The organism is Aeromonas rivuli, assembly GCF_000820045.1.
Taxonomy (GTDB): domain Bacteria; phylum Pseudomonadota; class Gammaproteobacteria; order Enterobacterales; family Aeromonadaceae; genus Aeromonas; species Aeromonas rivuli.
The window spans coordinates 170,343-194,502 of the sequence record NZ_CDBJ01000054.1 but is presented as its reverse complement, the minus strand read 5'-3'; the positions used below and the strand labels follow the sequence as shown (position 1 = coordinate 194,502).

The window sequence follows — 24,160 nt, the reverse complement described above, 5'->3', positions numbered from 1 at the left end:
TTATCGGAGGGATCCCGCTTGCTCATCAATGGTGTGTCCGACACGTTAATATCGGCCCGGGATCGGGGTCTGGCCTATGGGGATGGTCACTTTACGACTCTGCTGATCCGGGAGGGCAGGGCGTTGGCCTGGCCCGAGCACCTGGCCCGGTTGCAGCAAGGTTGTGAACGGCTAGCCATCACCGCCCCTGATTGGCACCAGCTTGCGGCAGAACTCGACACCCTGATCGCCGATCAAGCCCTTGGGGTCGCCAAGGTAGTGCTGACCCGGGGCGTAGGAGGGCGAGGTTACGATGGCACCGATTGCCATCAGACCACCCGTATCCTCTCGCTGTCCCCCTATCCTGACCACTATGCAGGCTGGCAGCAGCAAGGGATCGCCATCGGCGTCTGCCAGCAGCGGATCGGCGACAGCCCGATGTTGGCGGGGCTCAAGACCCTCAACCGTCTGGAACAAGTGTTGCTCAAGAGCGAACTTGCCAAGCAAGGCGCGGTCGAAGGAATAGTATTGAATTGCCGGGGATTTCTGGTTGAGGGTGTCAGTGCCAATCTGTTCTGGCGCCGTGGCATGACGGTGTTCACACCGGATCTCAGTCATGGAGGGGTCGATGGCATCATGCGTCGCCTGGTGATGGCGGCCCTGCGCAAGATGGGCGTGGAACTGCGCATTGTCGAAGCACCGCTGGAATCCCTCTGGCAGGCTGAAGAGGTCTGGCTGACCAACACCCTGATGGGCGTGGTCCCCATTACCCGAATTGAACATAAAGAGTACAGCGCACCGCTGTTAGTGCGCCGTTTACAGGAGCGTTTGCTAATTGAAGTTTAAGCGGCTTTACACCCTGATCGCAGGAGCAGCCTTGACCGCCGCATGTGCTGGCGGTTACGTCTATTACAAATGGCAGCAGGTGGAGACCCTGACCAACAAGGGGCCAACCAGGCTGTATACCGTCGAGAAAGGTTCCCATGCTGCCGGTCTCATCACCGAACTGGCCGAGGGAGAGGTCACTCCCTGGGCACTGCGGCTCTGGCTGCGTGGTCACCCTGAACTGGTGGCCATCAAGTCCGGTACCTACGAGATCAAAGAAGGGGAGTCCCTCAAGGAGACCCTCTCCCTGTTCGCCTCCGGTAAAGAATTTCACCTGAGCCTTACCTTCGTCGAAGGCTCCCGCTTCGAGGATTGGCAGAAGCAACTCGCCAGCGCCCCCTATCTGGAACGAGTCACCCTGGAGCAGGATGAGACCGAGCTGGCCCATGAGCTCGGCATCGACAATGGCAAACTGGAGGGATGGTTCCTGCCGGAAACCTATGCCTATACGGTGCATGCCAGCGATCTCTCCGTGCTGCGCCGCGCGCACCAGGACATGGAGGCTGTCTTGCAACATGCCTGGGAGAAACGCCAGCCCAATCTGCCGTACAAGACCCCTTACGAGGCCTTGATCATGGCGTCGATCATCGAAAAAGAGACCGGGGTACCGGAAGAGCGGGCCGAAATAGCGGGCGTCTTCGTCAATCGGCTGCGTCTTGGCATGAAGTTGCAGACCGATCCGACGGTGATCTACGGGGTCAAGGATCGCTATGACGGCAACATTCGCCGCAGCGATCTCACCGATGTGAATCCTTATAACACCTATGTGATCGATGGCCTGCCACCGACCCCCATTGCCATGCCGGGCAAGGCCTCCATCGAGGCGGCCCTCAATCCCAAGGCGAGCGACTATCTCTATTTCGTCGCCAAGGGGGGCGGAGCCCATTACTTCTCCAAGAGCCTCGAAGAGCATAATCAAGCGGTTCGCCAATACATTTTGAAGAAATCCTGATGTCCAAATTTATCGTGATCGAAGGTCTGGAAGGGGCGGGCAAGAGCTCCGCCGTCCGCTATGTGACCGACTACCTCAAGCGCCACGGAGCAGGGCAGATCGAATCTACCCGCGAGCCTGGCGGTACGCCGCTGGCCGAACGGATGCGGGCCATTGTCAAAGAGATCCATGACGAGCGCCTGACCATCGAAGCCGAGTTGCTGCTGATGTATGCCTCCCGGGTGCAACTGGTCGAGACGCGCATCAAGCCGGCCCTGGCCGATGGCATCTGGGTGGTGGGAGACAGGCACGATCTCTCCTCCCAGGCTTACCAGGGCGGGGGCCGCGGCATCGCGGCAAGCCTCATCAAGGCCATCAAGCAGGCGGTCCTCGGCGACTTCAAGCCGGACCTGACCCTCTACCTCGACATAGATCCGGCTCTGGGTCTGCAGCGAGCCCGCCATCGCGGCGAGTTGGACCGCATCGAACTGGAGCAGATCGGTTTCTTCGAGCGCACCCGGGCTCGCTATCTGGAACTGGCCGCCGAGGATCCCAGCATCTTGGTGATCGATGCCAGCCAGACCCCGGACAAGGTAAAAGCCTCTATCGAGGCGGCCCTGGATGCCCGTCTATGTATCCCTGGCTGATCCCCCATTGGCGGGCGCTGAGCCAGAGCGCCGAGGCTGGCCGGTTGGGTCATGCCTGGTTGCTGCAAGGGGATGCCGGGCTTGGCAAGGAGCAGCTGGCGGATCGGCTGGCCCGCTTGCATTTGTGTCATCAACCCCAAGGGGGCGAACCCTGCGATCATTGTCACTCCTGCCAACTGATCGACAAGGGTAATCACCCGGATCTGGGGGCCCTGCCGAGCGAGAGCAAGACCATTGGGGTGGATGCGGTTCGGGAGTTAAGTGCCAGGTTGCAGCGCTCCGCACAATTGGGTCATGGCAAGGTGGTGATCATTCCCGATGCCGAGCGGATGACGGAGGCGGCAGCCAATGCCTTGCTCAAAACCCTGGAAGAACCCGCCGGCGACAGCTTGCTGCTGTTGATTGCCTCGCAAGTATCCCGCCTGCTGCCGACCATTCGCAGCCGTTGCCACAAGCATGTCTGCCACATCCCCCCGGAAGCCGTCACCCTCAACTGGCTGGCCGAGCAAGGTCATCAAGGGACCCTGGCCCAGGTGCGGATCTGCCAGGGTGCCCCGCTGCGGGTACTCCATTACCTGGAGCAGGATCAGGACAAGGCGCGCCAGGAGTTGCTCGGCGGCTTCGTGCAGCTCGTACAGGAGCCGACCAGAATAAGCGGGCTCTGCAGCCAGTTGGGCCAAGATACCCAGGTCAGGTTGCACTGGTTACAGCTGCTGCTGTGTGATGCGCTCAAGACCCAGGGGGGCTGTGGCCATCAGCAGCTGGCGATGCCGGATCTGGCCGCCCTCAGTCACGAGCTTGCCGAGCGCCACTCCAGCGAACAGTTGCTCGATGCCGAGCAGCGACTGGTCGAACTCAAAGCGGCCTGTCAACCGGGGCAGTTATCCAACCCGACCATACATTTGATGAACTGGCTCAGCCATTGGCTGTGAACAGAGGAAAGTATTGATGTTACTCGTAGATTCCCATTGCCACCTGGACAGGTTGAGCTATGGCAGCAAGCAGACTGACTTGGCCGATGTGCTGGCCAAGGCAGCGGCCCGCCAAGTGGGGTACTTTCTGTGTGTCAGCGTGACCCAGCAGCAATTTCCCGGCATGTTGGCAGCCATTGCACCCTATCCACAGATATTTGCCTCTTGTGGCGTGCACCCCCTCAATCAGGATCCCGGCGTCGACGGCCCCTTGCTGCTAGAGCAGGCCAGGGATCCCCGGGTGGTTGCTATCGGCGAGACGGGGCTCGATTACTTTTACAGCCCTGAGAACAAAGAGGTGCAGCAAGCCTCTTTTCGGGAGCACATTCGCGTCGCGCGCGCCCTCAATAAACCGCTGATCATCCATACCCGTGATGCCCAGGATGATACGTTGCGGATCATGCGCGAAGAGGGGGCTGACTCGGTGGGCGGCGTACTGCACTGCTTCACCGAGTCCCTTGACATGGCCGAGGCCGCCATGGCCATGGGGTTTTATATTTCCATCTCGGGGATAGTGACCTTCAAGAGTGCGGCGGCTCTGCAAGAGGTGGTCAAGGCACTGCCGCTTGAGCGGTTATTGGTCGAGACGGATTCCCCCTATCTGGCGCCAGTGCCGCACAGGGGGAGGGAGAATGAACCTGCCTTCGTGGTCGAGGTGGCTCAGTTTATTGCCGACCTGCGCCAGATCCCCCTGTTGGAACTGGCCCAAGTGACCAGTCGCAACTTCTTCGCGCTTTTCTCCCTGGCAAAAGCCTGACCAGCAGGCCCCAACTATCGGGGCCTGTTTCTTCAAATACCCGCTACATTGTCACAGATTGAAGAGAGAATAGCGGGCCGTTATCTCTAACTTTCTGTTGAACTATCTCGCAATCCAATGTCAATAGGTGCTACCGCCCTGACCATCAGGGGGAAAACGGATATATACCAAAAGCCACTTCTTTGTCGCATCAATGATGAAACGGGGGTTGATTGATGCCACGGAGTTGCCCTCATTAATGACTTTCCATGAGTATCGATAATATTCATTATCGATACTTGATGATGTGAGAAGATCCTGTAAGATCCCTGAAACTTCACATGAAATCATATGGTTATCAGTGGCTTCTTCTCTTTTGCCAACGGCAGCTCCCCAGGGATTACAATCCGTCTTCGATACTCGGCTCAACAGTCGGGCACGCCGCTTCCTGCGCAGCGCCAAGGCCGAAACCACCCTCAACGCCTATCAGGCAGACACCCGCATCTTCGTGTACTGGTGCAAGTTACAGGGGCTGGATCCCCTGGCCACGACGCATCTGGACATCATGAACTTCCTGGCGGATCAGGCTGATGGCGTATTGGCGCACTGGGTCTGGCTCGACAAGGAGCGGGGCAGGGGAGAACTGCGTAATGGTGAACCGAGAAAACCCGCGACCCTGGTTCGACGGCTGGCCGGTATTCGGTATGCTTTTCGTCAGAAGGAAATAGAGCCCATGCCGACCGAACACAGCGAAATCAAGGAGATGATGCGCGGCATAGTACGGCTTGGGGATACTCGAAAACGCAAAACCGGGGCCTTGACCCTGCAACCATTGGCACAAGTGCTGGACGCCATCGACACAGACACCCTGGCCGGTTTGCGGGATCACACCCTGCTGCTGCTGATGTTCAGCGGGGCATTGCGTCGTTCGGAAGCGGCCAGGGTAGAGGTTGACGATCTCGATTTCGTCGGTCAGGGGGTGAGGCTGCGGCTCAAACCCAGCAAACATCAGTTGCACGAAACCGAGATAGCCTTGATCCCGGGTCAGCAATATTGCCCCGTCAGGGCTTTGCGCCACTGGCTGGTGATGAGTGGTATCCAGCAGGGAGCACTGTTTCGGCGCATGACTCGCTGGGGGCAGCTCATGCAGGAACCACTGGGTCCGCAAGGCATCAATCTGATGATCAAGCGCCGTACCGGCATGGCCATCGATGATCTCTATGTCAGTGGTCACAGCCTGAGGCGGGGTTTTATCACCTCTGCCGTCACCGCGGGCAAACCCATGAACAAGATCATTGAGGTCACCAGGCACAAGGACATGCGCACCCTGCAGGAGTACTTCGACGATGCCAACAAGTTCTCTGATCATGCCCTGCAAGGGTTGCTCTGAATCTTTACATGGTCACTTCGTGACGCCATTTGTTATGTTAAATAACCAGTGATGGTAAGATTGTTGCAACGGCATCTGGCAGGGGAGTCCATGGGGCAACCCACATTTTCCATCGGTACTTTTCTCTGATCCCCATAGCCCTTACTATCTGAAACCCAGGCAAAGAAATTGCAGCTCCCGGATTGAGGTCCGGCCACGCCTCTCCATGCATTGGCACGATCACCGGAGAGCAATAGCCGTAAGTGAGAGATAACATTTACATTTTTGGAGTTTAAACCTACCCATGACCACACCAGTGAATCACCAGGATAAGCAGGCTGAGCCCCTGGATAATGCCCAGCGTCAGCGTCAACATGTGAAGCGAAAGCAGGAGACCCATAGCCGCCTGCAATGCTGGATCAGTCAACGTCATGCGGACAGGCTGGCCGAACTCGGTGTGCGCCTCGAAGACAATCAAGCCTCACTGATAGAGCAGGCGATCGATCTGCTCTATCAACATGAGTCAGCCCCCGTGTCGGCCGAGATGCCCCATGCCGAGCTGGCCGAGTGTGAACCCGAGTCGGCTTGAGGGGATGATAAAAATAAGTATCGGGGTGATTGGCAGATATCAAAGGGCAGAATAAAAAGAGCCAGGTACGAATTCCATGTACCTGGCATAGGGGAATTGGCTCTTTGCAGAGCCGTGCGCTAACTGGTCGCAGATAAAATAAAGCGTAGCCAAGGCAGATGGCTTTGCAAGATCTGGAAAAACTTTCAACCAGTGTGTAGGTTTTTAAGACTCAAACAGGTTTGTGTCACGCACCAGGTCTCGGGGCAGGGCATTCTTGATGCGGCTGCCGACCCACTTGCCCAGTCCCAGGGCATAACCCTGATACCTCAGGATCACTTCACCCTGGCCGCTCTCGCCATCCGGATGCAGATCCCGGCCCATCATGAACTCCCGCGCCTGTTCGCTGTCGAGCTCGACCCACCCCTTGCGGGCCAGATGTCCCTGGGCCAGGGCCCATTCATGAGTCAGTCGATATCCCTTCTTATGGGTCTGCGCCAACTTGAGGCCGATGCGATCCAGCCTGATCTTGTTCATCAGCCGGGGAGCGAAGGGCAGGGGGAACAGCCATATTTCGTCATCGCGCACGAACAGGCTCCCCTGTGGGATCAGGCCATAATCGCGGTCCAGTTCGGCGATCAAGGTCTCGGCATCCCGGCTGTCCATGGGCGTGAACGGGAACTTGCCCAGACGGCCCGGCTTGAACATGGGGTTGGCGACCGAGTGATGCTTGCGCAATCTGGCAACGAAAAATCCTTCACTATCATATATTTGTGGCCAGACATGCAGGTACCCCTCGGCGGTGGTGGCCTGCTCTGCGCCGGGGAAAAGATCCGCCAGCGATTCAACGCTCAGGGCATCCCCGAAGCGCTCGCTCATGAAACGGCAGATATCCTGATTCTCTTCATGGCTGAGGGTACAGGTGGAGTAGACAATGACGCCCCCTGGTTTCAAGGCATGGAAGGCACTCTCGAGCAGGGTTCGTTGCACCTCGGCAATGTCGTTGATGCTGGCCAGACTCCAATTGCGAAACGCCTGATCGTCCTTGCGCACCGTGCCTTCCCCCGAGCAGGGGGCATCGAGCAAGATGGCGTCGAAGGTCTCCGGCAACCACTGACCGAATACCTTGGCATCGAAGTGGCTGAGCCCGATGTTGCTCACCCCGCAGCGCTGAACATTGGCGGCCAGCACCTTGACCCGGCTGCTGGAAAACTCATTGGCCACCAACATGCCCCGGTTCTCCATCAGCGCCGATATCTGGGTACTCTTGGAGCCGGGGGCCGCCGCCGCGTCGAGCAGCAACTCCGCCTCCTTCACACCGGCCGCCGCAAAGAGTGCCGTTACCGGCAACATGGAGCTCGCCTCCTGGATATAGAAGAGTCCGAGCAAGTGTTCGGCCGTGTTACCCAGGGGCACGGTGTCTTCATCGGGGCGGGTCAGCCAGAAGCCTGTCTCGCACCAGGGGACGGGTTCGAGCAACCAGCCACGGCCCTGCATGCGGATCATGAAGGCATCTACCGTGATCTTGAGGGTATTGACCCGAATGCTGCGGCGCAGTGGCCGGCGGCAGCTCGCCACGAACTCATCCATGGAGAGATGTTCGGGCATGATGGCGGCAATGTGAGTCAAAAACGCGTCAGGAAGTAGGGTATTGTCGTGCACTTGGCATCTCGCTGGCCCAAAAACAGGGGCGACATCATAGCACAAGTCATGGCTGCAACCGAACGGCAGCGCCATGACGGCGATGCTATCATCTCGGCGATCAGGGCTACCCGCAGACCGCCAATAAAAAGCCCGGCACTGGGGCCGGGCTTGGATCCTGATCGCCGATCAGGGCAGGAGGCGGGGGCTCCAGCCTAGCCACTCTTCATCGGCCTTTTCATAGAGAGGGAAGCTCTGGCCGCTGCGCACGCGAGCCCCCACGTTCTTCTCGGGGGTCGTGAAGGCAATGCCGCCCGCCACCAGGCTCTGCAGGGTCTCCACCTGGATGCTGCCACCGGTCAGCCCTATGTCAGCCTTGACCCCGGACACATTCCAGAAACGGCTGTTTTCCCGCACCAGATAGGCGTATTCCGGCTCGACCTGCACCTTGACCCTGACCTCGCTACCATCGGGGGCGAGTGCCACCTGGCTCACGCTGCCGACCACCATCTTGCGAAACAGCAGCGGGCTGCCAACCGCCAAGCCATTGAGGGCCGGGCTCTTGAGGGTCAACATCAGGCCGGATTGCAGGGACTCATTCAGGGGGAAGCTCTGCTTGTTCGCTCCCTGGCCTGGCGCCGCTTCGATAAAGGATCCCTTCACCAGGGTATCGAGATTGGCCACGCCACCAAAGCCCAACTTGGCCTGCACCAGGGTAAAGCTGGCGCCAGATTGCAGGAAGCGGTCGGCATACTGTGCCTCGAGCTGAGCCTGGAAAATGACCTTGCCCAGGGCCGGATCCAATTTGACCGAGGCAATTTTGCCGATGTTGACCCCGCGATAGCGAATGGCGGAGCCAGCCCCGAGCCCGGGATTGCGATCGGCTATCAGGGCGAGGGGGCGCACCAGGGCCTGAGCCTGCTCCCTGTCTTCAAACAGCTGGCCATTGCCACGAGTTGCGGGAGAGTTCGCAAACTCTATGCCGCCACGCAGCAGGGTGGCCAAATTGCCCGCCTTGATCCGCACGCCATCCAGGCCGATATGGGTGTCGATGGCCGCTTTTTTCCAGAACTGGGTCTGGTTGCCGATGAGGGGGGCATAGATGGCGTCTATCTCAAGGCCTATGCGCACCTCGCCCTCACGGACCTTGAGCTGACTCACCTTGCCCGCCTGCAACCCCAGATAGAGCACAGGGGTGCCGAGGGAGAGGCCATCGGCCTGGCTGGCCGTCAACCACCAGGTCTTGGCCTTGGCCTTGGGTGAGCCGAGCAGAGCCAGTTGCTCATCCGGATAGAGCAGATCAATGCGCGGTCCCTGACTCGCCTGTACCAGCTTGATACCGCCGGCGAGCCAGCTGGCAGCTGGGCTGGTCTCCACCTTGATGCCACTGAGATCGGCCTGGATCTGCAAGGGCGCGGCCCGGTAGAAACGGGCACGATTGAGCAGCCCCTTGTATGGCTCCTCTATGGTCAGTTTGACTTGGGCATTGCCGCTGGCATCCAGGGTGAGGGTGCGAATGTTGCCCACCGTCAACCCCTTGTACCAGACGGGAGCCCCTTCGCTCAGACCGGACAAGTCATCCGTTTTGAGGGTCAGCGCCTGGCCACTGGCCGCCTTCTCGGCGCTCAATAGCAAGGTCCTGGCCCTGGGACCTGCCACATAATCGAGGCGGATGGCCGGGCCCGCCAGCAGGCGGTCACCATGTTCAAGCCCTGCCAGTGACAGATTGACGCTCTCCCACACCAGTCGGCTGGACTGAGTGATGCGAAACGCCTGCTCCGGGCTTATCAGGGCGCTGACCTCCCGACCATGATCGGTCAGACGAATGGGATCGACTCGGCCAATCTCTATTCCCTCATAGAGGATGGGCATCCCCTCTTTGACCGGCAGATCGCCCACCGACAAGGTGATGCGCTCGCCCCGGGCCGCCTCGGCCAGCCCCTTGTAGAGACTGAAAGTCTGACCGCGCTCAGCCTGGGGGGAGTCCGAGGGGGAGTCGAAGGCAATGCCTCCACTCAGGATGGAGGAGAGGCTGCCCGCCTCGACACTGACGCCAGCCAGGCTGAAGTTGCCCTTGATGCCACTGATGTTCCAGAAACGGGTATCGGCCTTGATCAGGTGCTCGAAGCGCGGCTCGATGACCACATCCAGCACAACCTGCTTGTCTCCCTCATCGAGGCGGGTATTGATGACGCTGCCCACTTCCAGACCGCGGAAATAGAGCTTGGCACCAATGCCGACTGAACCGAGGGAATCGGCGCTCAGGTGCAGGGTGCGTCCCTGAGCCTGATAGCCCGGGGGAGGGCCGTCGAGGGCATCGAACTCGTCATCGGGAGGATTGCTCTCCTTGCCCGGCATGACATTGATGTAATTGCCCGATACCAGGGTATCGAGTCCCGAGATCTCGGTCAGTGACGCCTTGGGGCTCACCAGCCAGAAGCCGGTGCCTTTGCGCATCAGCTCCCGTGCCCGGCTGTCGATTTTGGCAAGCACCGTTATCTTGCGGCCATCCTCGGCCAGGGCCAGCTCCTGCACGACGCCAATGGCGACCCCTTGATAACGCAGTTGGGTTTTGCCCGGCAAGATACCGTTGCCCTGCTCAAAGTTGACACGGATGAGCTGACCACTGCTCTGATACTGCTGATAGAGAAATCCCCCCGCCAGCAAGAGCGCGATGAAGGGGAGCAACCAGACCGGTGATAACCAGCGATGTTTCTTGATGACGGGTTCAGCCCCGACCATACCGACTCCTTATGGGCCGCAATGACGACCATCCAACGAAAAACTGACCCATCAACGCGCCGCCTTGTCCCACAGCAGCCGGGTATCCAGCATGCGGGCCGACAACATAGTGAGCAAGACAACACAGGCAAAGGCGGTGGCCCCCGGGCCTGCCCGCACATTGAGCAGCACGCCGCGATCGACCAGGGCAACCATGAGCGAGATGACAAACAAGTCCAGCATGGACCAGCGGCCAATGAAATCGATGATGCGATACATCACCAATTGACGACGACGGCGCACCGGCTTCTTGCGCTGCAATTGCCAGCAGATCCAGCCCAGCCCCAGGATCTTCATGATGGGCACGATGATGCTGGCGGTGAGCACTATGGTGGCGATGCCGGACATCTTACTGCGATAGAGGGCCATGATACCGCTGAAAATGGTGTCCGATTGCAATAACCCCTTATTGTAGAAGTGGGTAATGGGCAGGAGGTTGGCCGGCAACAGCATAAAGGTCGCCAGGGCCAGCAATCCCCATGACCAGAGCAGGGAGTGCGGGGTACGCACATGCAGGGCACTGTGGCAACGGGGGCAGAGATGACCCGCCTCGAAGCGCACCAGCAATCCGCAGTGGTGGCAGCGGCACATGCCGAGTTCACGGGCGCTGGTCATCGCTCCCCCTCGGCACAAAACTGCCTGGCAGGCATGCCCACGGATTCAAGGCTCCCCATCATGCTTGACCTCAGTGCGGGGCTTATCGAGCTCGACTTTTTCCCAGTAAGGGGCGGGATTGAACAGGATCAGCAGCGTCATGTTGAGCAACATCAGGATAAACAGGCTGAGCAGGCCACCGCCCAGGCGCACATCCGCGATGTCGATCAGCTTGAACAACGCCACCAACAGGCTGACCAGGTAGACCTCCAGCATGGCCCAGTGACGAAACACCGCCACCGCTTTGAGGGTCGGGGAAATGGTGCCAAGCCGTGTGGCCAGCCCGGAGGCGAGGGCAAAGATGCCGACCAGCAGCCCGGTCGGCGCCAGCACAGCGCACCAGAACACCAGGGATGCGACCAGATACTCATTGGCCTGCCAGAGCATATGAATGCCCCGCAGCAGGGTCGCCTGGGAGTTTTCGCCAGCGAGTCGCAAATAGAGCAGGGGTTCGAAAAATGCCGAGGGCAGCAGCAGCAACCCTGTGATGCTAAGCGCCATCAACTGGGAGGGACGAAACGCATAGCGACCATACAGATGCTGATGGCAACGGGGGCAATGGGCGTGACGGCGCAGCGGCAATAACTTACGTTCGATCAGTAAGTCACAGGCCGGACAGACGATCAGGTTATTGGGATCCGACATACGTTTTAACCTGTTGAAGGAGTTGGTGAAATTTACCCTAAAACCGGGTTGCTGTCTTGCCTGTCACATCAGTGCCACGAAAGTACCATCAAGGTCAGCCCACAGGGCTCCGCAGATAATCGAAGCCAACACAGGAAAGGAGCCATGATAGCCAGCCCATCCCTTCGGCCGAGAGCTTCTTGCCAGCCCCAATAATGTTGAGCTGTCGCCCATGGCCAACCCCACGACGCTGCGGTTCACCTCTCCTTGCTGGTGGACAGATGCCGTTGACGCTTTACGTCGGCTGAACCGGTGCAGGAGAGGGGCTTTTGAATCCAGGCTTTCCCCCCATTGACTCAATGAAGGCGCTTTTGGAAAGTCATGTTGCACCACTGTATATTCATACATATACTTTCCCTACCATCGATGAGGAGAAGAGCATGGCCGTTGAGATCAAATACGTTGTCACACGTGGGGGAGTAGAGAAGATGACCTTTGCCAGCAAGAAGGAGGCCGATGCCTATGACAAGCTGCTCGATACCGCGGACGAGCTGATGTCACTGCTGGGGGGCGCACCGATTGCACTCGATACCGCCCAGCAGGAGAGTCTGGCTTTCTACCTGGCCGAACAGCGAGATCTACTGCAGAACATATTGCGCGGCGGCAAGGCCCAGCCAGTCGTGACGAAAGAGGAGAAGAGCAAGGAGAAGCCGCTCAAGAGCGTCGCCTGACAGGATGGGGGGAGGGGGATGCTCATCTTGTCCCCCGCTACCCGCTCGAGAAGCGGCCCGCTTCCTCTCTCTTTTGCTTAACGCCCCTGCCGCTTAATGACTCACTCATTTGACACGCTGCCATGTCACACCCAGTAGCCAACCGGCGGGAGAGTCACCGGTGGCGAGCAGTAAACACTGAGCCACCCTTCGGCCAGGCCGGGAGCGCCCTCCCTCATGCCGCCGAACCAGGCCGCTCACCCATGACGATCAGCACGCGGCCGTCCTGTGGCAGCCAGTCCGCCCATTCGCAACCGTGAATATGCACACCATTGCATTTATCATCATTTTTAAAGCTATTTACCCCGAGAATTTTCTAACCAAAGCGCATTTATAATCACCAAGTTGCATATCAGTGGCACTCTGTTTCGCAGAAGCGGCTGTTCAGCGAGGGTTGGTTGTATTTCCGCTTCATTCAGGCAAAGACATGCAGATACCGATCCCACTCCCGCCCGCCATGCCCCTGTTCGACGGGCTCGCCTATCTGGAGGCGGGTAATGCCCAGGTAAATCTCCACCTGGCTCAGCTCAGTCTCAATCAGGTGCCAGATGCGGGCCTCGTCTACGAGCTTGCCGTCGACTGGCTGCTCGAACAGCGTCACAGTGAAAACAACTACAAGACCTATCGCAGCGAGCTCACCACCTTCCTGCACTGGTGCTTCAGCGAGCTTGCCGTCAGTCCGAAGGATCTGACCCGCCGCATCATGATGCGCTATCTCGACTACTGTCAGGCGCCGCCCCAAGCCCTGATCGCCTATCGCAATGTGGCGCAGTTTGTCAGCGACAAGGAGTGGGGGGAGCGGTTGCCCAATCCTCAATGGCGCCCCTTTCTCGGTAAACGTGAACTGGGCCGCGAGTTGCCTTACCGCCTGAGCGAGCAGGCCATGAAGACCAAACTCGCCATCCTGTCGGCCTTCTTCCAGTTCCTCATCCAGGAGGAGTACATGGAGAGAAATCCGGCCCTGCTGCTGCAGCGGGTCAAGCGTCCCACATCCTGCGATGCTGGCGAGCAGGCTCAGGCATTCAGCGAGTTGCAATGGTCCTATGTGATGCAGGCCGTCGATAAATTGGCCCAAGAGCAGCCCGATCAACACGAACGGACCCGCTTTCTGATCTGCCTGATGTATGCCTGCTATCTGCGAATTTCTGAAGTCGCGGCCCGGCCCGGCTTCACCCCGGTCATGAGCCAGTTTCGACGGGATACCAAGACGGGGGTCTGGGGTTACTTTATTCCCCGCAGCAAGGGTGGAAAACGGCGCACCGTGGCCGTCTCCCAGGCACTGCTTGAGGCTCTGACTCGCTATCGGCGCTTCCTGGGCCTGAGCCCTCTGCCCACTCCCGACGAGCAGATACCGCTCTTTGTGCGCCACAAGGCCGCCGCCCATGGCCGCGAACAGGGCGAGCTCAATGCCAACCTCGGCATTCGCCAGCTGCGCGATCTGGTCGATGCACTCATAGGCGCGGCGGCCGACTTGGCCGAAAATGATGGGTTTGCCCAAGATAGCGCCGAAATGCGCGTACTGACCGCGCACTCCATTCGCCATACCGGCATCACCCATGACATCAATCTCAATGGACGGCCTCTCTCCCATGTGCAAGCCGACGCGGGCCACGACAGCATAGATACCACCTCCAAATATTTGCATACCGCCAACAGTGAGCGCCATGAGAGCGCGGTGAGCAAGCAGCTCGACCGCCTGCAAGGTGACAAGTAGGGATGCACACAGCCGTGAGAGATAACCATTTCAAGCAATGGATACTGCAGAGCATGATGCCATGAGTGCAGATGATGAGATGGGTAGGGCGAACAGAGATGTCCGGCTGAGCGGTATTCGGTTTAGACGAGCCGTGGCAGGGAAGAGTAGCCACCTCCATCCTTTACCCTGAAAAATAGGCTCAAGGGTTTCGATGACTGGGGAAGGGGGAGCGCCACAGCGCCGCACAGGTCTAAGCCCCCCGGGAAGTAATACGGGGGGGAATTCAATCCTCACATGTTCAACTCAGCCACAGGGCAGGGGGGTTATCTTTTACCTTGTAGATTTTTGTTATTAAGGGGTTGTTTTATGAACAGCAATCCCAATATCCGTATGGAGCATCTGGCTCGGATAGGAGATACATATGGCCAAGAATATTCGCGGTAATGGGGATGGCCCGAACGGTGAAAACCAAACCTACACGATTCCTGGGCGAGGGGTTGTATCTCGCAGGGAGCTGACTAGGGAGATTGAGCAAGGGAAACATCCTGATTTTCACAATTACGAGCGTGATGGGATCGATTACGCCCGAGCAAACCCTGATGGGGCCAAGTCGAACAATATCGATAAGAAATAGCTCCGTTGATGCCGATAAATCCAGTTATCGGCGTTAAAAATCGAGGGGCTACCACAGCCCCTTGTTTCATTTTCCGATGTCAGGGGGGGGTCTTCAAGTCCTTCTTTTTGTTCTCCAGCATTTCTTCCAACTTCCGGATCTTCTTTTTCTGGTGCCAAAGGTAGAGCTTCATTGCGATTGTGATGACTGTTGCTATGGCTGCTGCAATCCTAAGCCAGCTCTCGATTGACATGTAATCTCCTGTTTAAAAAATGAGTGCACCTTTTAGTGCGCCATGTATTAGTGAGAGAGGAACGCATTGTGTTTGTTGTCCTCGTCTGGTTGTGCGGCAAACCTTGCCCACAACAATGCTTTAACCCAAGGATATTTCCATGACTACCAACTATACCGAACGAGACTCTAAGCTGACATTTTTGTTACCAGAAGCGTTTGATGTCAGCCGTTTCGGGCTTGTTGAATATCGCTCCACAACTGTGATAAATCGCACACGATACCCAGACCATACGCACGTTTTTACGTTTACACAGCTAGACGCACAGCCAGGCTCTCGGTTCAATCAGGCTTTGCACAACGCCATCCGTGACAAGACAATTGTGCAATTAAGAGTGACCCGCAATGGTTCAGTCATTCGTGATCTGAATGTTGTTGTGAGTGAATCAGCGACTGAAGAACCCAATGACTACCGCCTGAGCGTTGTGAAAGCGTGAAGATCAACCATCTAGGGGGCCTCCGGCCCCTTTGTCATACCCCTCAACCAGACTTCGCATAATGTCCTGTGGTTATGTTTAGCGCTGCCCGCCTGCTAAGTTGCGCAGCAGCAGGCGGCCCCAACGGGGGCGTTTAATATAACCCGCATTATGCGAAATCTTTTTAGTAACTGTTACCATATTCCCTTGCATTAATAGTAACTGTGACCCATAATCTATTTACGGTAACTGTTACCATAAATAGATGAGCGGAGGTTAATTATGGGTCGCGCTTGTTCTGTCTATCTTGAATGCCTTAAGACCACATATCGCTTTAATGCAGGGCAAATCTATTTCGTATATTACGAGACTGATACTCACTGGTTTAAGCAACATGAGACATGCGTTAGCCAAATTCGTAAATCTGATGGTGCTCTTGTTGGTTGCGACGATGAGCCCTTCATTGACAGGAACCAAACTTCATTCATCCTGGTGGATTCCGACATGAAAGACAAACACGACACTCAGACCAAAGAGCTCATTTCTACCAAGCGGGTCAGGGGTCGCCCCGTTACTGGCAAGGCCCTTACTCCAGCAGAGAAACAAGCCGCCTATCGTGCTCGCAAGGCTCAAAAATCCGTAACCGTTACCTTTAATCGTGATGCGGTCGATGTCCTTGAGAATCACGTTCGTGCCCTGGTTGCTGGCCATGATGTTCCGATGTCTCCGGATATGCTGGAATCCATCCTTGAATCCATCCGTTCTGCCACCCAGAGCCAGCTTGTTCAGGGGCGCTAGCCCCTATAAGGCGGCTCGCTTTCGTCCATGTTCGTGATGTAGGTGGGCCCGCCGCAACTTCTTTGGATTCTCTCCCTGTGGCAGTGTCCACCCCCTTCCTGCCAAACCGGTCTTTACTGCCCCGATAGAACGTCCACCCCTGAATCCTCCTGTCGTAGACAAGCGACTCTTCCAGGCTGCGATTTTTGGGCATGAAAAAACCCCAGCTTGGGGCAGGGGCTTTTGACTGGTCGAGGTCCGGGGGCCAGTGACACCCGGACTTTACCGTAACAACCTACGGTAATTACTTCCTCTTCTTCTTTAAGTACTCAAGATAATCATCCTCGGTTACGTTGGCTAACCCCTTAAGAATCAATATCTTAAGCACCTCTGTGTCCTTTAGAGCCGCCCTGGTTGTTGTAACTGCTTTGACAGTCTCAGTTTCAACCCTCCTCCATGTGGCGTCATCGATGTGTTTTGTTGGCATTTTGCTCGGCCTGTTGGTACGTCATCCCTACATTCTAACAAATTTGTTTCTGAGAACTCGGTTTTCTTGACTTATCAGAACTTAGAATCCAAGATTATCGCAATTCCTAATTTCTGAGAAAATCAGATGTTTTTTGACTGGTTAGCAATAGAACAAGATTTCGGCTTCCAGCTCCCACTGCTCGACGGGAACGCTTATGCCCGTCTTGTGATAGAGGAGGGGGAAGTGGTGGAAACTGGCTCGCTTTGCTCACCTGCCTACTCCCATAAAGGCTCTTTCTGCGACAGCGTCCTGATTAAGGTGAGTGGTTCATCTATTCGTATGTCTGGCAATCCCTCACGCTGGGGTCGCCTTGATAACGTCTGGGGCTTCCGCACCGTTGACGCCTGCGTCGCCGTATACAACCAGATTCTTGCTGATATTTATGGTCACTGTGACCGGATACCCAAATTCACCAAATGCACGAAGGTATTTTATGGACAAGGTACAGCACTCGAACACGTTGGCACCGATGGAGCGATTATTCGGGAATTACACATTACTGAAAATGTATCTGTGGGCGGTGGTAATGAGCGCGATTATATTAGCGGCCTTTCCACTCTTCGCTATCGCAACTCTATTCCTCGACTTCATAGCAATGGCTTTTCAGTAGATTGGCTCTCAAAGCAGGGCAATGCGGCCCTGATTTACCCAACCGTCTACGCAAAAGGCAATGAACTCGAGTTGCATTCCCTCGGTAAAATCGCCCGTAATTTCGGTGATGATTCCGACGAAATGCGCCATATACAAAACCTGATTTCATACGCCTATGCCGTTGGCATGGTACGGTTTGAACTCAAACTTAAAAATCGATTTCTCAAACGCGCAAACTTACTTTATTGGGGCTTATCAGACTACACCCAACTCGAATCACTTATAACCGAATTTACTCAAATAGACCAAAAGCTGAGTGTGACCGCCATGGACTTTGAAACTATATCAGGGCGTCTTCTTTCCTCTGGAATTGTTGAGACTACCCGCGCCGCAAACACGACTGCCATGTATGCCATTCAGTGGATGCACGGTCACAGCTTTGACATTGACAAGAAGGCTGTTCAAACACACCGCGCCCGACTCCGCAAAATCGGCATTGATATTGCGTCGCGCTGCAACGTGTCCAAATTCAGCCCGATATTTGTTACCGCTTGCCGTGAGGTTAAATCCAATATCCTCACCCCGCCGAGCTGGTACGAAATGCCCGTTACCATGAGGGCCGTAGCATGACCTCTCTCGCTATCTTTCTGCTAATCGGTATAGCCGCTTGCTTGCTTGTTGCTTTTATCAAACATAACGGGGAGAGAAAATGAACAGATATTGCAAATGCTGCCACCTCATTATTATTGGTAACGGTGACGATTATTGCTCCCGCCAGACCTGTGCCGATGTTCGCGCCGCTGCCGAGCATCAGAAACATATTGATGAACACGGTAAATACATTCTCCAGTGGGAAACCTATGACGCTAGAACGGAAATGCTCCGTTTTAACGACGAGGGCGAGTGTTATTACCATGCCTCATTAATCCGCGAACAAGTCGCCGACCTGTTCGTAATTAACCCTGACGGCTCGTCCGTTGAACTCCGCCAATAAGGTACTCGCACATGAAAATCGAAATCGTATCCGACAAAGTCACAGTCAAATCTGGTATCTCACAGCGCACCCAAAAGCCGTACAGCATCAACAAGCAGGAAGGTTTCTTCTTCGCTGCTGCGGACACTAAATATCCTGTTCGCTTCGAGTTCAACCTCGCCGAGGGGGCAACCGCCTTCGCGCCTGGCATGTATAAGTTCGACGACTCCAATTTCTACGTTGACCGCTTCGGCTCCCTGTCAATCTCCGGCCAGCTCGTTCTGCTGCCCCTGAATGCCAGCCAGCCCGCCACTCGCGTGGCCTGATTTACCCGTCTTTTGCCCTCGGTCAGGGCAGGGGACTTAACCAACCCAATAGGGAGATATGACCATGAAAAAATCCATCCTGTTCATGAAACGTGCCGCTGCTGGTCTTGCTGTTTCCGCTGTCTGCGCAACTTCCGCCCTGGCTGCCGTGCCCGCTGAGGCTGAAACCGCCATGGCTGATGGCCTTACTGACGTTCAGAAGTTCGGCGTTGCCGCGCTTCTCATCGTCATCGGTATCGCCGTCTATAAGTACATGAAGCGCGCTGTCTGACGCTTCTGGGGGTCTCCATGACATACCAGTACAAAGGGGTTTGTTATGGCGACCCCGATTCACTTCTAGCAGCGATGGCGTCCGATATGTCGGGCGTCTCCATTGGTGAAAACGGACAGCCTGTTTATTACCAAACCGCAGTTCAGGGCGAGCAGCTCATTACCTCTAGTACCGCTGGATTTTCGGTAACTGTTACCCCTCAACTTTATGAATGCCAGCTCGTCACTATTCAGGATGCCGCCATTTATAACGGTGGCGTAATTCTCATGTGGGTCACGGCTTTTGTGTATGTCGCCCTGGCTCGCTCTGCAAGCGCGGGGAATTGATATGACCGTTGACGCTATATACCTATCAATCGGCCTCCTTGGCGCTGCCGCAATTATTCTATGGAGGATGTGATGCGCTTATTACTCCTTCTTTTATTCACTTGCCCATCCGCATTTGCCGCATACACCACTATGACTATTGAGGGCGTTCAGCAAGCCAATGGCGTATGGACTGCCGCTGGCGTGATGGATACTCAGGGGTTTGTGCGCAAAACCGGACAAGTCGCCGTTATGGGGCAGACTCGCAACTTACCCGTTGCCCTGGCTGCTGATACCGCTGCCGCTGGCGCCTTACTTAAGGGGGCTGCTAGATTGGCTGGCCCGGTTGCCTTAGCTGCTGCGGCTTATGATGTTTATGAATGGGTCAATTCAGATGATGACATTGAAGCTTCTGGCGGGGAATGGGTTCAATCTTCTGGCACCGTTGAAAACTGGGGCTTTTACTGGCAGGCTAATGACTCTGTTCGCACTTGCCGAGAATCCTCGCATCAGCAAGCAGCTAATTGCCTTGTCGCTTTAAAAGGCTCTCATTATGAGACCCCAACCTGCGTTTACTCAACCCCCGATTCCTATTATTGCACTGCAAAAAACAAATTAAACCCTGCGGCACCAACAAGCTTTAATAGCAATAGAAAAACTTGTACCAGTTCAATTCCCACTGAATCTTGCGGAACACCTCCTTTAGCTGATGGTAATTGGTTTAATAACAAACTTGACCAACCCTCAATACCTCTTATTATTTCCGGCTGGAACAATATCCCAGCCCTTTCAACCCAACCAACCCCAATCACCTCCACTGATTTCACTCCTTTTTCAGACTGGATGGGGCAGCCTTATTTTAAAGACGGCAACTGGTTCCGAGATAGAATGGATGTTTCTCCCGCACCCACATCCAGCCAACCTAATCGAGTTCGTGTCGATATTGGCCCAATTAAACTTGATGGCATGACAGACCCCAATGTTAAACCTGATGACACACCAGCAAGTGGCTCAACTGCACCTAAAGAGCAAACCAAGTTTTGTGATGATAACCCTAACTCCATTGCTTGCGCTGAATTAGGGACGCTTGAGGACGAGCCAATTACCCCCGTTGAGATACCATTCCAAATTACACCACAGTCACCTTGGGGCTCTGATAACGCCAATTGCCCAGCACCAAAAGTTATTAGCCTTAGTACTGGCGGTGTCGTTGAAATTACCTATCAGCCAACTTGTGATTTTCTTGCAGGCATACGCCCTGCTGTACTCGCGCTTGCGTTTTTGGCGGCACTTTATATTGCGCTAGGAATCCCAGTAGGGAAGGGGGACTAAATGCCACTTGCAGCCTGGTTGCTTTCAATTGCATCACCGATAGTCATCCGGGTTCTCACTCAGCTCGGTATCGGTATTGTTTCATTTGTCGGTGTTGAGGCCGCCGTTAACCAATTTATTTCACTTGCACAAACCCATTGGCTTGGCTTGCCTGCCAACGTGCTCCAGTTCATGGCTATAGGTGGCTTTAACACAGCCCTTGGCATCATTGCGGGTGGCATTAGCGCTCGCTTAACCCTGATGGTATTCAAGAGGTTCACACTCAAATGATAACCCTCATTACAGGCGTTCCCGGTGCTGGAAAGACCCTTTACGCCGTTGACCAAATACTCGTTCCTGAAAGCAAAACTGAGCGCCCCTTGTTCATTGATGGGATACCTGACTTGCTCATTCGCCATGAGCCCGCACCAGACCCCTTAGATTGGCCTAAGTGGGCCCCTGAGGGCGCTCACATCGTCATTGATGAGGTTCAGCGCATTTGGCGTCCAGAGGCTGCTGGCAGGGCCATTCCAGATTCTATTGCCCAACTTGAGACCCATCGGCATAGGGGTCTCGATTTCACTATCATGACTCAGCACCCCAGCTTGCTACACAGCAACGTTCGTCGCCTTGTTGGTCGCCATATACACGTTCGTCGGACACCACTTGGCGTCTATATCTATGAGTATCCAGAGTGCATGAACTCCCCGGATACCGCTTACAAGAATGCCCTTACTAAGGTTCGTTGGCCGCACCCCAAACGCTCCTTTGGTGTATATAAGAGCGCATCTATTCATCAAAAGGTTAAATTTCGCATACCCAAGCCGCTAATTGTGCTCATTTTCTGTATCCTCGGATTAGCCTATTTGGGCTTCAGCATCTTTCAAGACCATTTTGGTGACAAGTCCGTTAAGGCTATTCACCCTCAGGCACAACCAGCTCAACCATCAATTCAAACCGCCCAGCCTTCACCATCAGCGCCCATTTCCACACCCGAAAAGGAGGTTGATATTCGAGAGCAATTTATCCCGCGCGTCCAGGGTGAACCTAACACAGCTCCAGCTTATGACCACCTTCGAAGCGTGGTCACAATGCCCGTTGTTGCCGCCTGTATTGCAGATGACCACCGTTGCATGTGCTACACCCAGCAGATGACCAAGGTTGAAATGGCAGATGCCCAGTGCCGTGAGCGTGTAACTCGCGGGTCGTTCGACCCGTACCGAGATGCGACGAAGGAGCGCGCGGTGCGGGGCGAACCCACCAGAGTAGAGCAAACGGAATCGTAGTGCTCTGTTATCTCTAACTTTTCACCCTGACGCCGATAACCCAACTTATCGGCGTCTTCTTTTTCGTGTTCCTGGCCAACTGGGTGAATGCGCATAATGTATATTATGTTAAATTGCATATTCCATTTCCTGTTACGTATATCTGAACTGTGTATAATGGCAACAATTGCTTCCTCTCTCCGACCGGATGTCTTAAGTGGCTGAATTAAAATCAGAACAACTGAAACCCGCTTTTGCGATTGACCGTTTTGTTCCCTTGAGCGAACTCGAACCTATTCCCTTCGCCGCCTTGCAACCCAGAGCCATCTCCGCCATCAAACGCCTGGCCAGTTTCGATGGCGATTGCCCGGTGATGCTGATCAACGGCTTCCCCGGCGCAGATTACGAGCAAGTGTGCCGCATCCTGATTGCCGATACCCATGGCAAGGATGGCGATCTGTTTGACCTCTGCTACACCGAGAATCTCAACAACCCGTACAAGCCTATCTGGCTGCGCCTGCAACCTGGCTCCGGGGTCGAGTTTTGCGAAATGGTTGGCGAACTGCTCAAGTTGATGGGCCATCATCTGGATGCCGAGCGCCTCGTCACTCGCATCATGCGCAAGCAGAAAAATGACCCCAAGATAGCCGATTTTCTCTCGGACTTAGCGGCGCATGTCGCCCTCGGCCTCGAATTTCAGCACCCTGTACTCATCAACCTGCTTATCCATCACGACGAGCAGCAAGCCCCCGTGGTCTATGGCCGCGATCTCAACTGGGACACGCTGTTTGGCTCCATCAACTATCAGACTGAGCAAGGCTCCGTCTATGCCAACCAGCACCTGCTGGAGCCGGGTCTGATGCGTGAAGCCAATGGTGGTTATCTCATCTTGCAACTCGATGAGCTGCTCGATCAGCCCCATCTCTGGTTCAAGCTCAAGAATGCCATCTTCAAGGGCGAGCTGGACTGGAATGCCTATCAGGAAGGCAAGACGCTGACGCCTTTCTTTACCCCTGAGGCCACCCCCATTCGGCTCAAGCTGATCCTGGTGGGCGACAGGCTCGAAGTGGCCGAGTTCCAGATGCTGGACAGAGACATGTCCGAGCGGATCTTCCTGCGGGCAGACTTGGTTTCCGAGGTCGAAATCGACGATGAACTGCCCGACTTTCTCGGCTATCTGGCCTGGATCCGGCAACGCTGGTCGCTGCTCGACTTTACCCCGGCAGCCCAGGCCGCACTCTGTCGCCATGCCAGCCGACTCTGCGACCATCAGGAGTGGCTCTCTCTCTCAGAGGTACAGCTCACGGCCCTGATGCGTCTGGCCGACAGCCTGGCCCGGGAGTTCGAGGCCCAGATCATCGACCATGACCATATTGTGCACGCCCTGGCCGAGCAGGATTATCGCCTCAACTATCTGGTCGAACAGTCCGATCAGGGGGTCATCGATGGCCAGATCCTGTTGCAGACCGAAGGGGAAGAGATTGGCCAGATCAATGGCCTCTCCGTCATTCAGGTCGCCGGCCACCCCTATGATTTTGGCGAACCAGTGCGCCTCACCGCCACCGTTCACCTGGGGGATGGCGATGTGGCGGATATCGAACGCAAGGCGGAGCTGGCTGGCCATATCCACGCCAAGGCGATGATGATCATTCACGGCTACCTCTCCAACAAGTTTGGTGCCGAGAACCCCTCCCCGCTGTCAGCCAACCTGGTGTTCGAGCAGTCTTATCATGAGATTGACGGCGACAGCGCCTCCCTGACCGGGCTCTGTGCCCTGCTCTCCGCCCTCGCCCGTCAACCCATCTATCAGCACTTCGCCGTCACCGGCGCCGTCGATCAGTTTGGTAATGTGCAGGCGGTCGGCGGGGTCAACGAGAAGATTGAAGGCTTCTTCCGGGTATGCCAGATCCACGGTCTCAATGGTAAACAGGGGATCTTGCTGCCGGGCACCAATGCTCAGCAGCTCAACCTCTCCGACGAGGTGATCGCCGCCGTCGAGCAGGGCCTGTTCCATATCCACCCGGTGGATCATGTGGAAGAAGCCATCGAGATGCTGACGGGCTGCGTGGCTGGCGAGCCGGACATGGCCGATACCCTGTTTGGCCGGATCCAGCAGCGGCTGGACGATCTTAACGGCACCTTGCCAAAAACAGGCATAATGCGCACCATACTGGGCCGTCTGTTTGGCCATTAACAAGTGATCGGAGTTGTTTAGCGCACAAGTGTACGCTAGATTGGCT

At 55.9% G+C, this 24,160-nt stretch carries 28 protein-coding genes; 21 read left to right on the top strand and 7 right to left on the bottom strand.

All coding sequences use genetic code 11. The features are described from left to right. Positions 1-18 precede the first annotated feature (18 nt). The 7 genes from pabC (at position 19) to BN1130_RS13020 (ending at position 6,107) form a co-directional block, all read left to right on the top strand. The gene (pabC, locus tag BN1130_RS13050; RefSeq protein ID WP_042042489.1) at positions 19-825 is read left to right on the top strand and encodes an aminodeoxychorismate lyase; all 807 of its coding nucleotides are present in this window, start codon (positions 19-21) and stop codon (positions 823-825) included. Continuing rightward, positions 815-1,816 carry an endolytic transglycosylase MltG gene (gene mltG, locus BN1130_RS13045; protein ID WP_042042488.1) on the top strand — a complete coding sequence of 334 codons (1,002 nt, stop codon included), beginning with the start codon at positions 815-817 and terminating at the stop codon, positions 1,814-1,816. The genes pabC and mltG overlap by 11 nt, the downstream gene beginning before the upstream one ends. Next, the gene (tmk, locus tag BN1130_RS13040) at positions 1,816-2,442 is read left to right on the top strand and encodes a dTMP kinase (protein ID WP_042042485.1); all 627 of its coding nucleotides are present in this window, start codon (positions 1,816-1,818) and stop codon (positions 2,440-2,442) included. The genes mltG and tmk overlap by 1 nt, the downstream gene beginning before the upstream one ends. Beyond that, the gene (holB, locus tag BN1130_RS13035) at positions 2,427-3,374 is read left to right on the top strand and encodes a DNA polymerase III subunit delta' (protein WP_042042484.1); all 948 of its coding nucleotides are present in this window, start codon (positions 2,427-2,429) and stop codon (positions 3,372-3,374) included. The genes tmk and holB overlap by 16 nt, the downstream gene beginning before the upstream one ends. A gap of 16 nt (positions 3,375-3,390) precedes the next feature. Further along, the gene (locus BN1130_RS13030) at positions 3,391-4,170 is read left to right on the top strand and encodes a TatD family hydrolase (protein ID WP_042042483.1); all 780 of its coding nucleotides are present in this window, start codon (positions 3,391-3,393) and stop codon (positions 4,168-4,170) included. A gap of 427 nt (positions 4,171-4,597) precedes the next feature. Next, positions 4,598-5,539, top strand: coding sequence for a site-specific integrase (locus BN1130_RS13025; protein WP_042042514.1), 942 nt, complete (start codon positions 4,598-4,600; stop codon positions 5,537-5,539). A gap of 283 nt (positions 5,540-5,822) precedes the next feature. After that, complete coding sequence (locus tag BN1130_RS13020) at positions 5,823-6,107, top strand: RepB family protein (RefSeq protein ID WP_042042481.1); 285 nt, start codon at positions 5,823-5,825, stop codon at positions 6,105-6,107. A gap of 204 nt (positions 6,108-6,311) precedes the next feature. Here the strand turns inward: BN1130_RS13020 and rsmF are convergent, their stop codons facing one another. The 5 genes from rsmF to BN1130_RS22295 form a co-directional block, all read right to left on the bottom strand. Continuing rightward, on the bottom strand, positions 6,312-7,748 hold the full coding sequence (gene rsmF / locus BN1130_RS13015; RefSeq protein WP_042042480.1) for a 16S rRNA (cytosine(1407)-C(5))-methyltransferase RsmF: 1,437 nt from the start codon (positions 7,746-7,748) through the stop codon (positions 6,312-6,314). A gap of 168 nt (positions 7,749-7,916) precedes the next feature. Beyond that, complete coding sequence (locus BN1130_RS13010; protein WP_042042478.1) at positions 7,917-10,469, bottom strand: MlaD family protein; 2,553 nt, start codon at positions 10,467-10,469, stop codon at positions 7,917-7,919. A gap of 51 nt (positions 10,470-10,520) precedes the next feature. Then, positions 10,521-11,123, bottom strand: coding sequence for a paraquat-inducible protein A (locus BN1130_RS13005; protein WP_042042477.1), 603 nt, complete (start codon positions 11,121-11,123; stop codon positions 10,521-10,523). A 45-nt stretch (positions 11,124-11,168) separates the two neighbouring features. Next, on the bottom strand, positions 11,169-11,807 hold the full coding sequence (locus BN1130_RS13000) for a paraquat-inducible protein A (RefSeq protein ID WP_042042476.1): 639 nt from the start codon (positions 11,805-11,807) through the stop codon (positions 11,169-11,171). Between the two features lie 63 nt (positions 11,808-11,870). Further along, complete coding sequence (locus BN1130_RS22295) at positions 11,871-12,194, bottom strand: hypothetical protein (RefSeq protein WP_157014007.1); 324 nt, start codon at positions 12,192-12,194, stop codon at positions 11,871-11,873. A gap of 32 nt (positions 12,195-12,226) precedes the next feature. On the opposite strand from BN1130_RS22295, the gene BN1130_RS12995 reads away from it, so the two are divergent. The 3 genes from BN1130_RS12995 (at position 12,227) to BN1130_RS12985 (ending at position 14,886) form a co-directional block, all read left to right on the top strand. After that, positions 12,227-12,517: a YebG family protein gene (locus tag BN1130_RS12995; protein WP_042042475.1), complete on the top strand. Its 291-nt coding sequence runs from the start codon at positions 12,227-12,229 to the stop codon at positions 12,515-12,517. 496 nt (positions 12,518-13,013) lie between these two features. After that, positions 13,014-14,270 carry a tyrosine-type recombinase/integrase gene (locus tag BN1130_RS12990; protein ID WP_042042513.1) on the top strand — a complete coding sequence of 419 codons (1,257 nt, stop codon included), beginning with the start codon at positions 13,014-13,016 and terminating at the stop codon, positions 14,268-14,270. Positions 14,271-14,673: 403 nt separating this feature from the next. Further along, positions 14,674-14,886 (top strand): hypothetical protein, encoded by a 213-nt coding sequence (locus tag BN1130_RS12985; protein ID WP_042042474.1) that lies wholly within the window; start codon positions 14,674-14,676, stop codon positions 14,884-14,886. Between the two features lie 79 nt (positions 14,887-14,965). Here the strand turns inward: BN1130_RS12985 and BN1130_RS22290 are convergent, their stop codons facing one another. Then, positions 14,966-15,118, bottom strand: coding sequence for a hypothetical protein (locus BN1130_RS22290; RefSeq protein WP_157014005.1), 153 nt, complete (start codon positions 15,116-15,118; stop codon positions 14,966-14,968). A gap of 139 nt (positions 15,119-15,257) precedes the next feature. Between BN1130_RS22290 and BN1130_RS22285 the strand changes: the two genes are divergently transcribed. After that, complete coding sequence (locus BN1130_RS22285; RefSeq protein ID WP_157014004.1) at positions 15,258-15,593, top strand: hypothetical protein; 336 nt, start codon at positions 15,258-15,260, stop codon at positions 15,591-15,593. 483 nt (positions 15,594-16,076) lie between these two features. Continuing rightward, positions 16,077-16,370, top strand: coding sequence for a hypothetical protein (locus BN1130_RS22280; protein WP_157014003.1), 294 nt, complete (start codon positions 16,077-16,079; stop codon positions 16,368-16,370). A 283-nt stretch (positions 16,371-16,653) separates the two neighbouring features. On the opposite strand, the gene BN1130_RS12975 is transcribed toward BN1130_RS22280, so the two are convergent. Further along, entirely contained in the window at positions 16,654-16,836 is a 183-nt protein-coding gene (locus BN1130_RS12975; protein ID WP_042042472.1) for a hypothetical protein, read from the bottom strand. A gap of 126 nt (positions 16,837-16,962) precedes the next feature. Between BN1130_RS12975 and BN1130_RS22900 the strand changes: the two genes are divergently transcribed. The 9 genes from BN1130_RS22900 to BN1130_RS12935 all read left to right on the top strand — a co-directional run bounded on the left by BN1130_RS22900 (position 16,963) and on the right by BN1130_RS12935 (position 24,114). Continuing rightward, complete coding sequence (locus BN1130_RS22900) at positions 16,963-18,099, top strand: phage/plasmid replication domain-containing protein (protein ID WP_042042471.1); 1,137 nt, start codon at positions 16,963-16,965, stop codon at positions 18,097-18,099. Positions 18,100-18,178: 79 nt separating this feature from the next. Beyond that, the gene (locus BN1130_RS22275) at positions 18,179-18,463 is read left to right on the top strand and encodes a hypothetical protein (protein WP_157014002.1); all 285 of its coding nucleotides are present in this window, start codon (positions 18,179-18,181) and stop codon (positions 18,461-18,463) included. 11 nt (positions 18,464-18,474) lie between these two features. Beyond that, positions 18,475-18,768 (top strand): single-stranded DNA-binding protein, encoded by a 294-nt coding sequence (locus BN1130_RS12960; protein ID WP_042042469.1) that lies wholly within the window; start codon positions 18,475-18,477, stop codon positions 18,766-18,768. Between the two features lie 64 nt (positions 18,769-18,832). Further along, positions 18,833-19,039: a major capsid protein gene (locus BN1130_RS12955; RefSeq protein WP_052448230.1), complete on the top strand. Its 207-nt coding sequence runs from the start codon at positions 18,833-18,835 to the stop codon at positions 19,037-19,039. Positions 19,040-19,056: 17 nt separating this feature from the next. Beyond that, positions 19,057-19,365, top strand: a complete 309-nt coding sequence (locus BN1130_RS12950) for a hypothetical protein (RefSeq protein WP_042042468.1) — start codon at positions 19,057-19,059, stop codon at positions 19,363-19,365. A gap of 72 nt (positions 19,366-19,437) precedes the next feature. Beyond that, positions 19,438-20,676: a virulence factor TspB C-terminal domain-related protein gene (locus tag BN1130_RS22270; RefSeq protein WP_198135279.1), complete on the top strand. Its 1,239-nt coding sequence runs from the start codon at positions 19,438-19,440 to the stop codon at positions 20,674-20,676. Further along, positions 20,677-20,946 carry a DUF2523 domain-containing protein gene (locus BN1130_RS12945; protein ID WP_042042466.1) on the top strand — a complete coding sequence of 90 codons (270 nt, stop codon included), beginning with the start codon at positions 20,677-20,679 and terminating at the stop codon, positions 20,944-20,946. Next, entirely contained in the window at positions 20,943-21,941 is a 999-nt protein-coding gene (locus BN1130_RS12940; protein ID WP_042042465.1) for a zonular occludens toxin domain-containing protein, read from the top strand. The genes BN1130_RS12945 and BN1130_RS12940 overlap by 4 nt, the downstream gene beginning before the upstream one ends. Before the next feature lie 196 nt (positions 21,942-22,137). Further along, the gene (locus tag BN1130_RS12935) at positions 22,138-24,114 is read left to right on the top strand and encodes a Lon protease family protein (RefSeq protein ID WP_042042464.1); all 1,977 of its coding nucleotides are present in this window, start codon (positions 22,138-22,140) and stop codon (positions 24,112-24,114) included. The last annotated feature ends 46 nt before the right edge of the window (positions 24,115-24,160 follow it).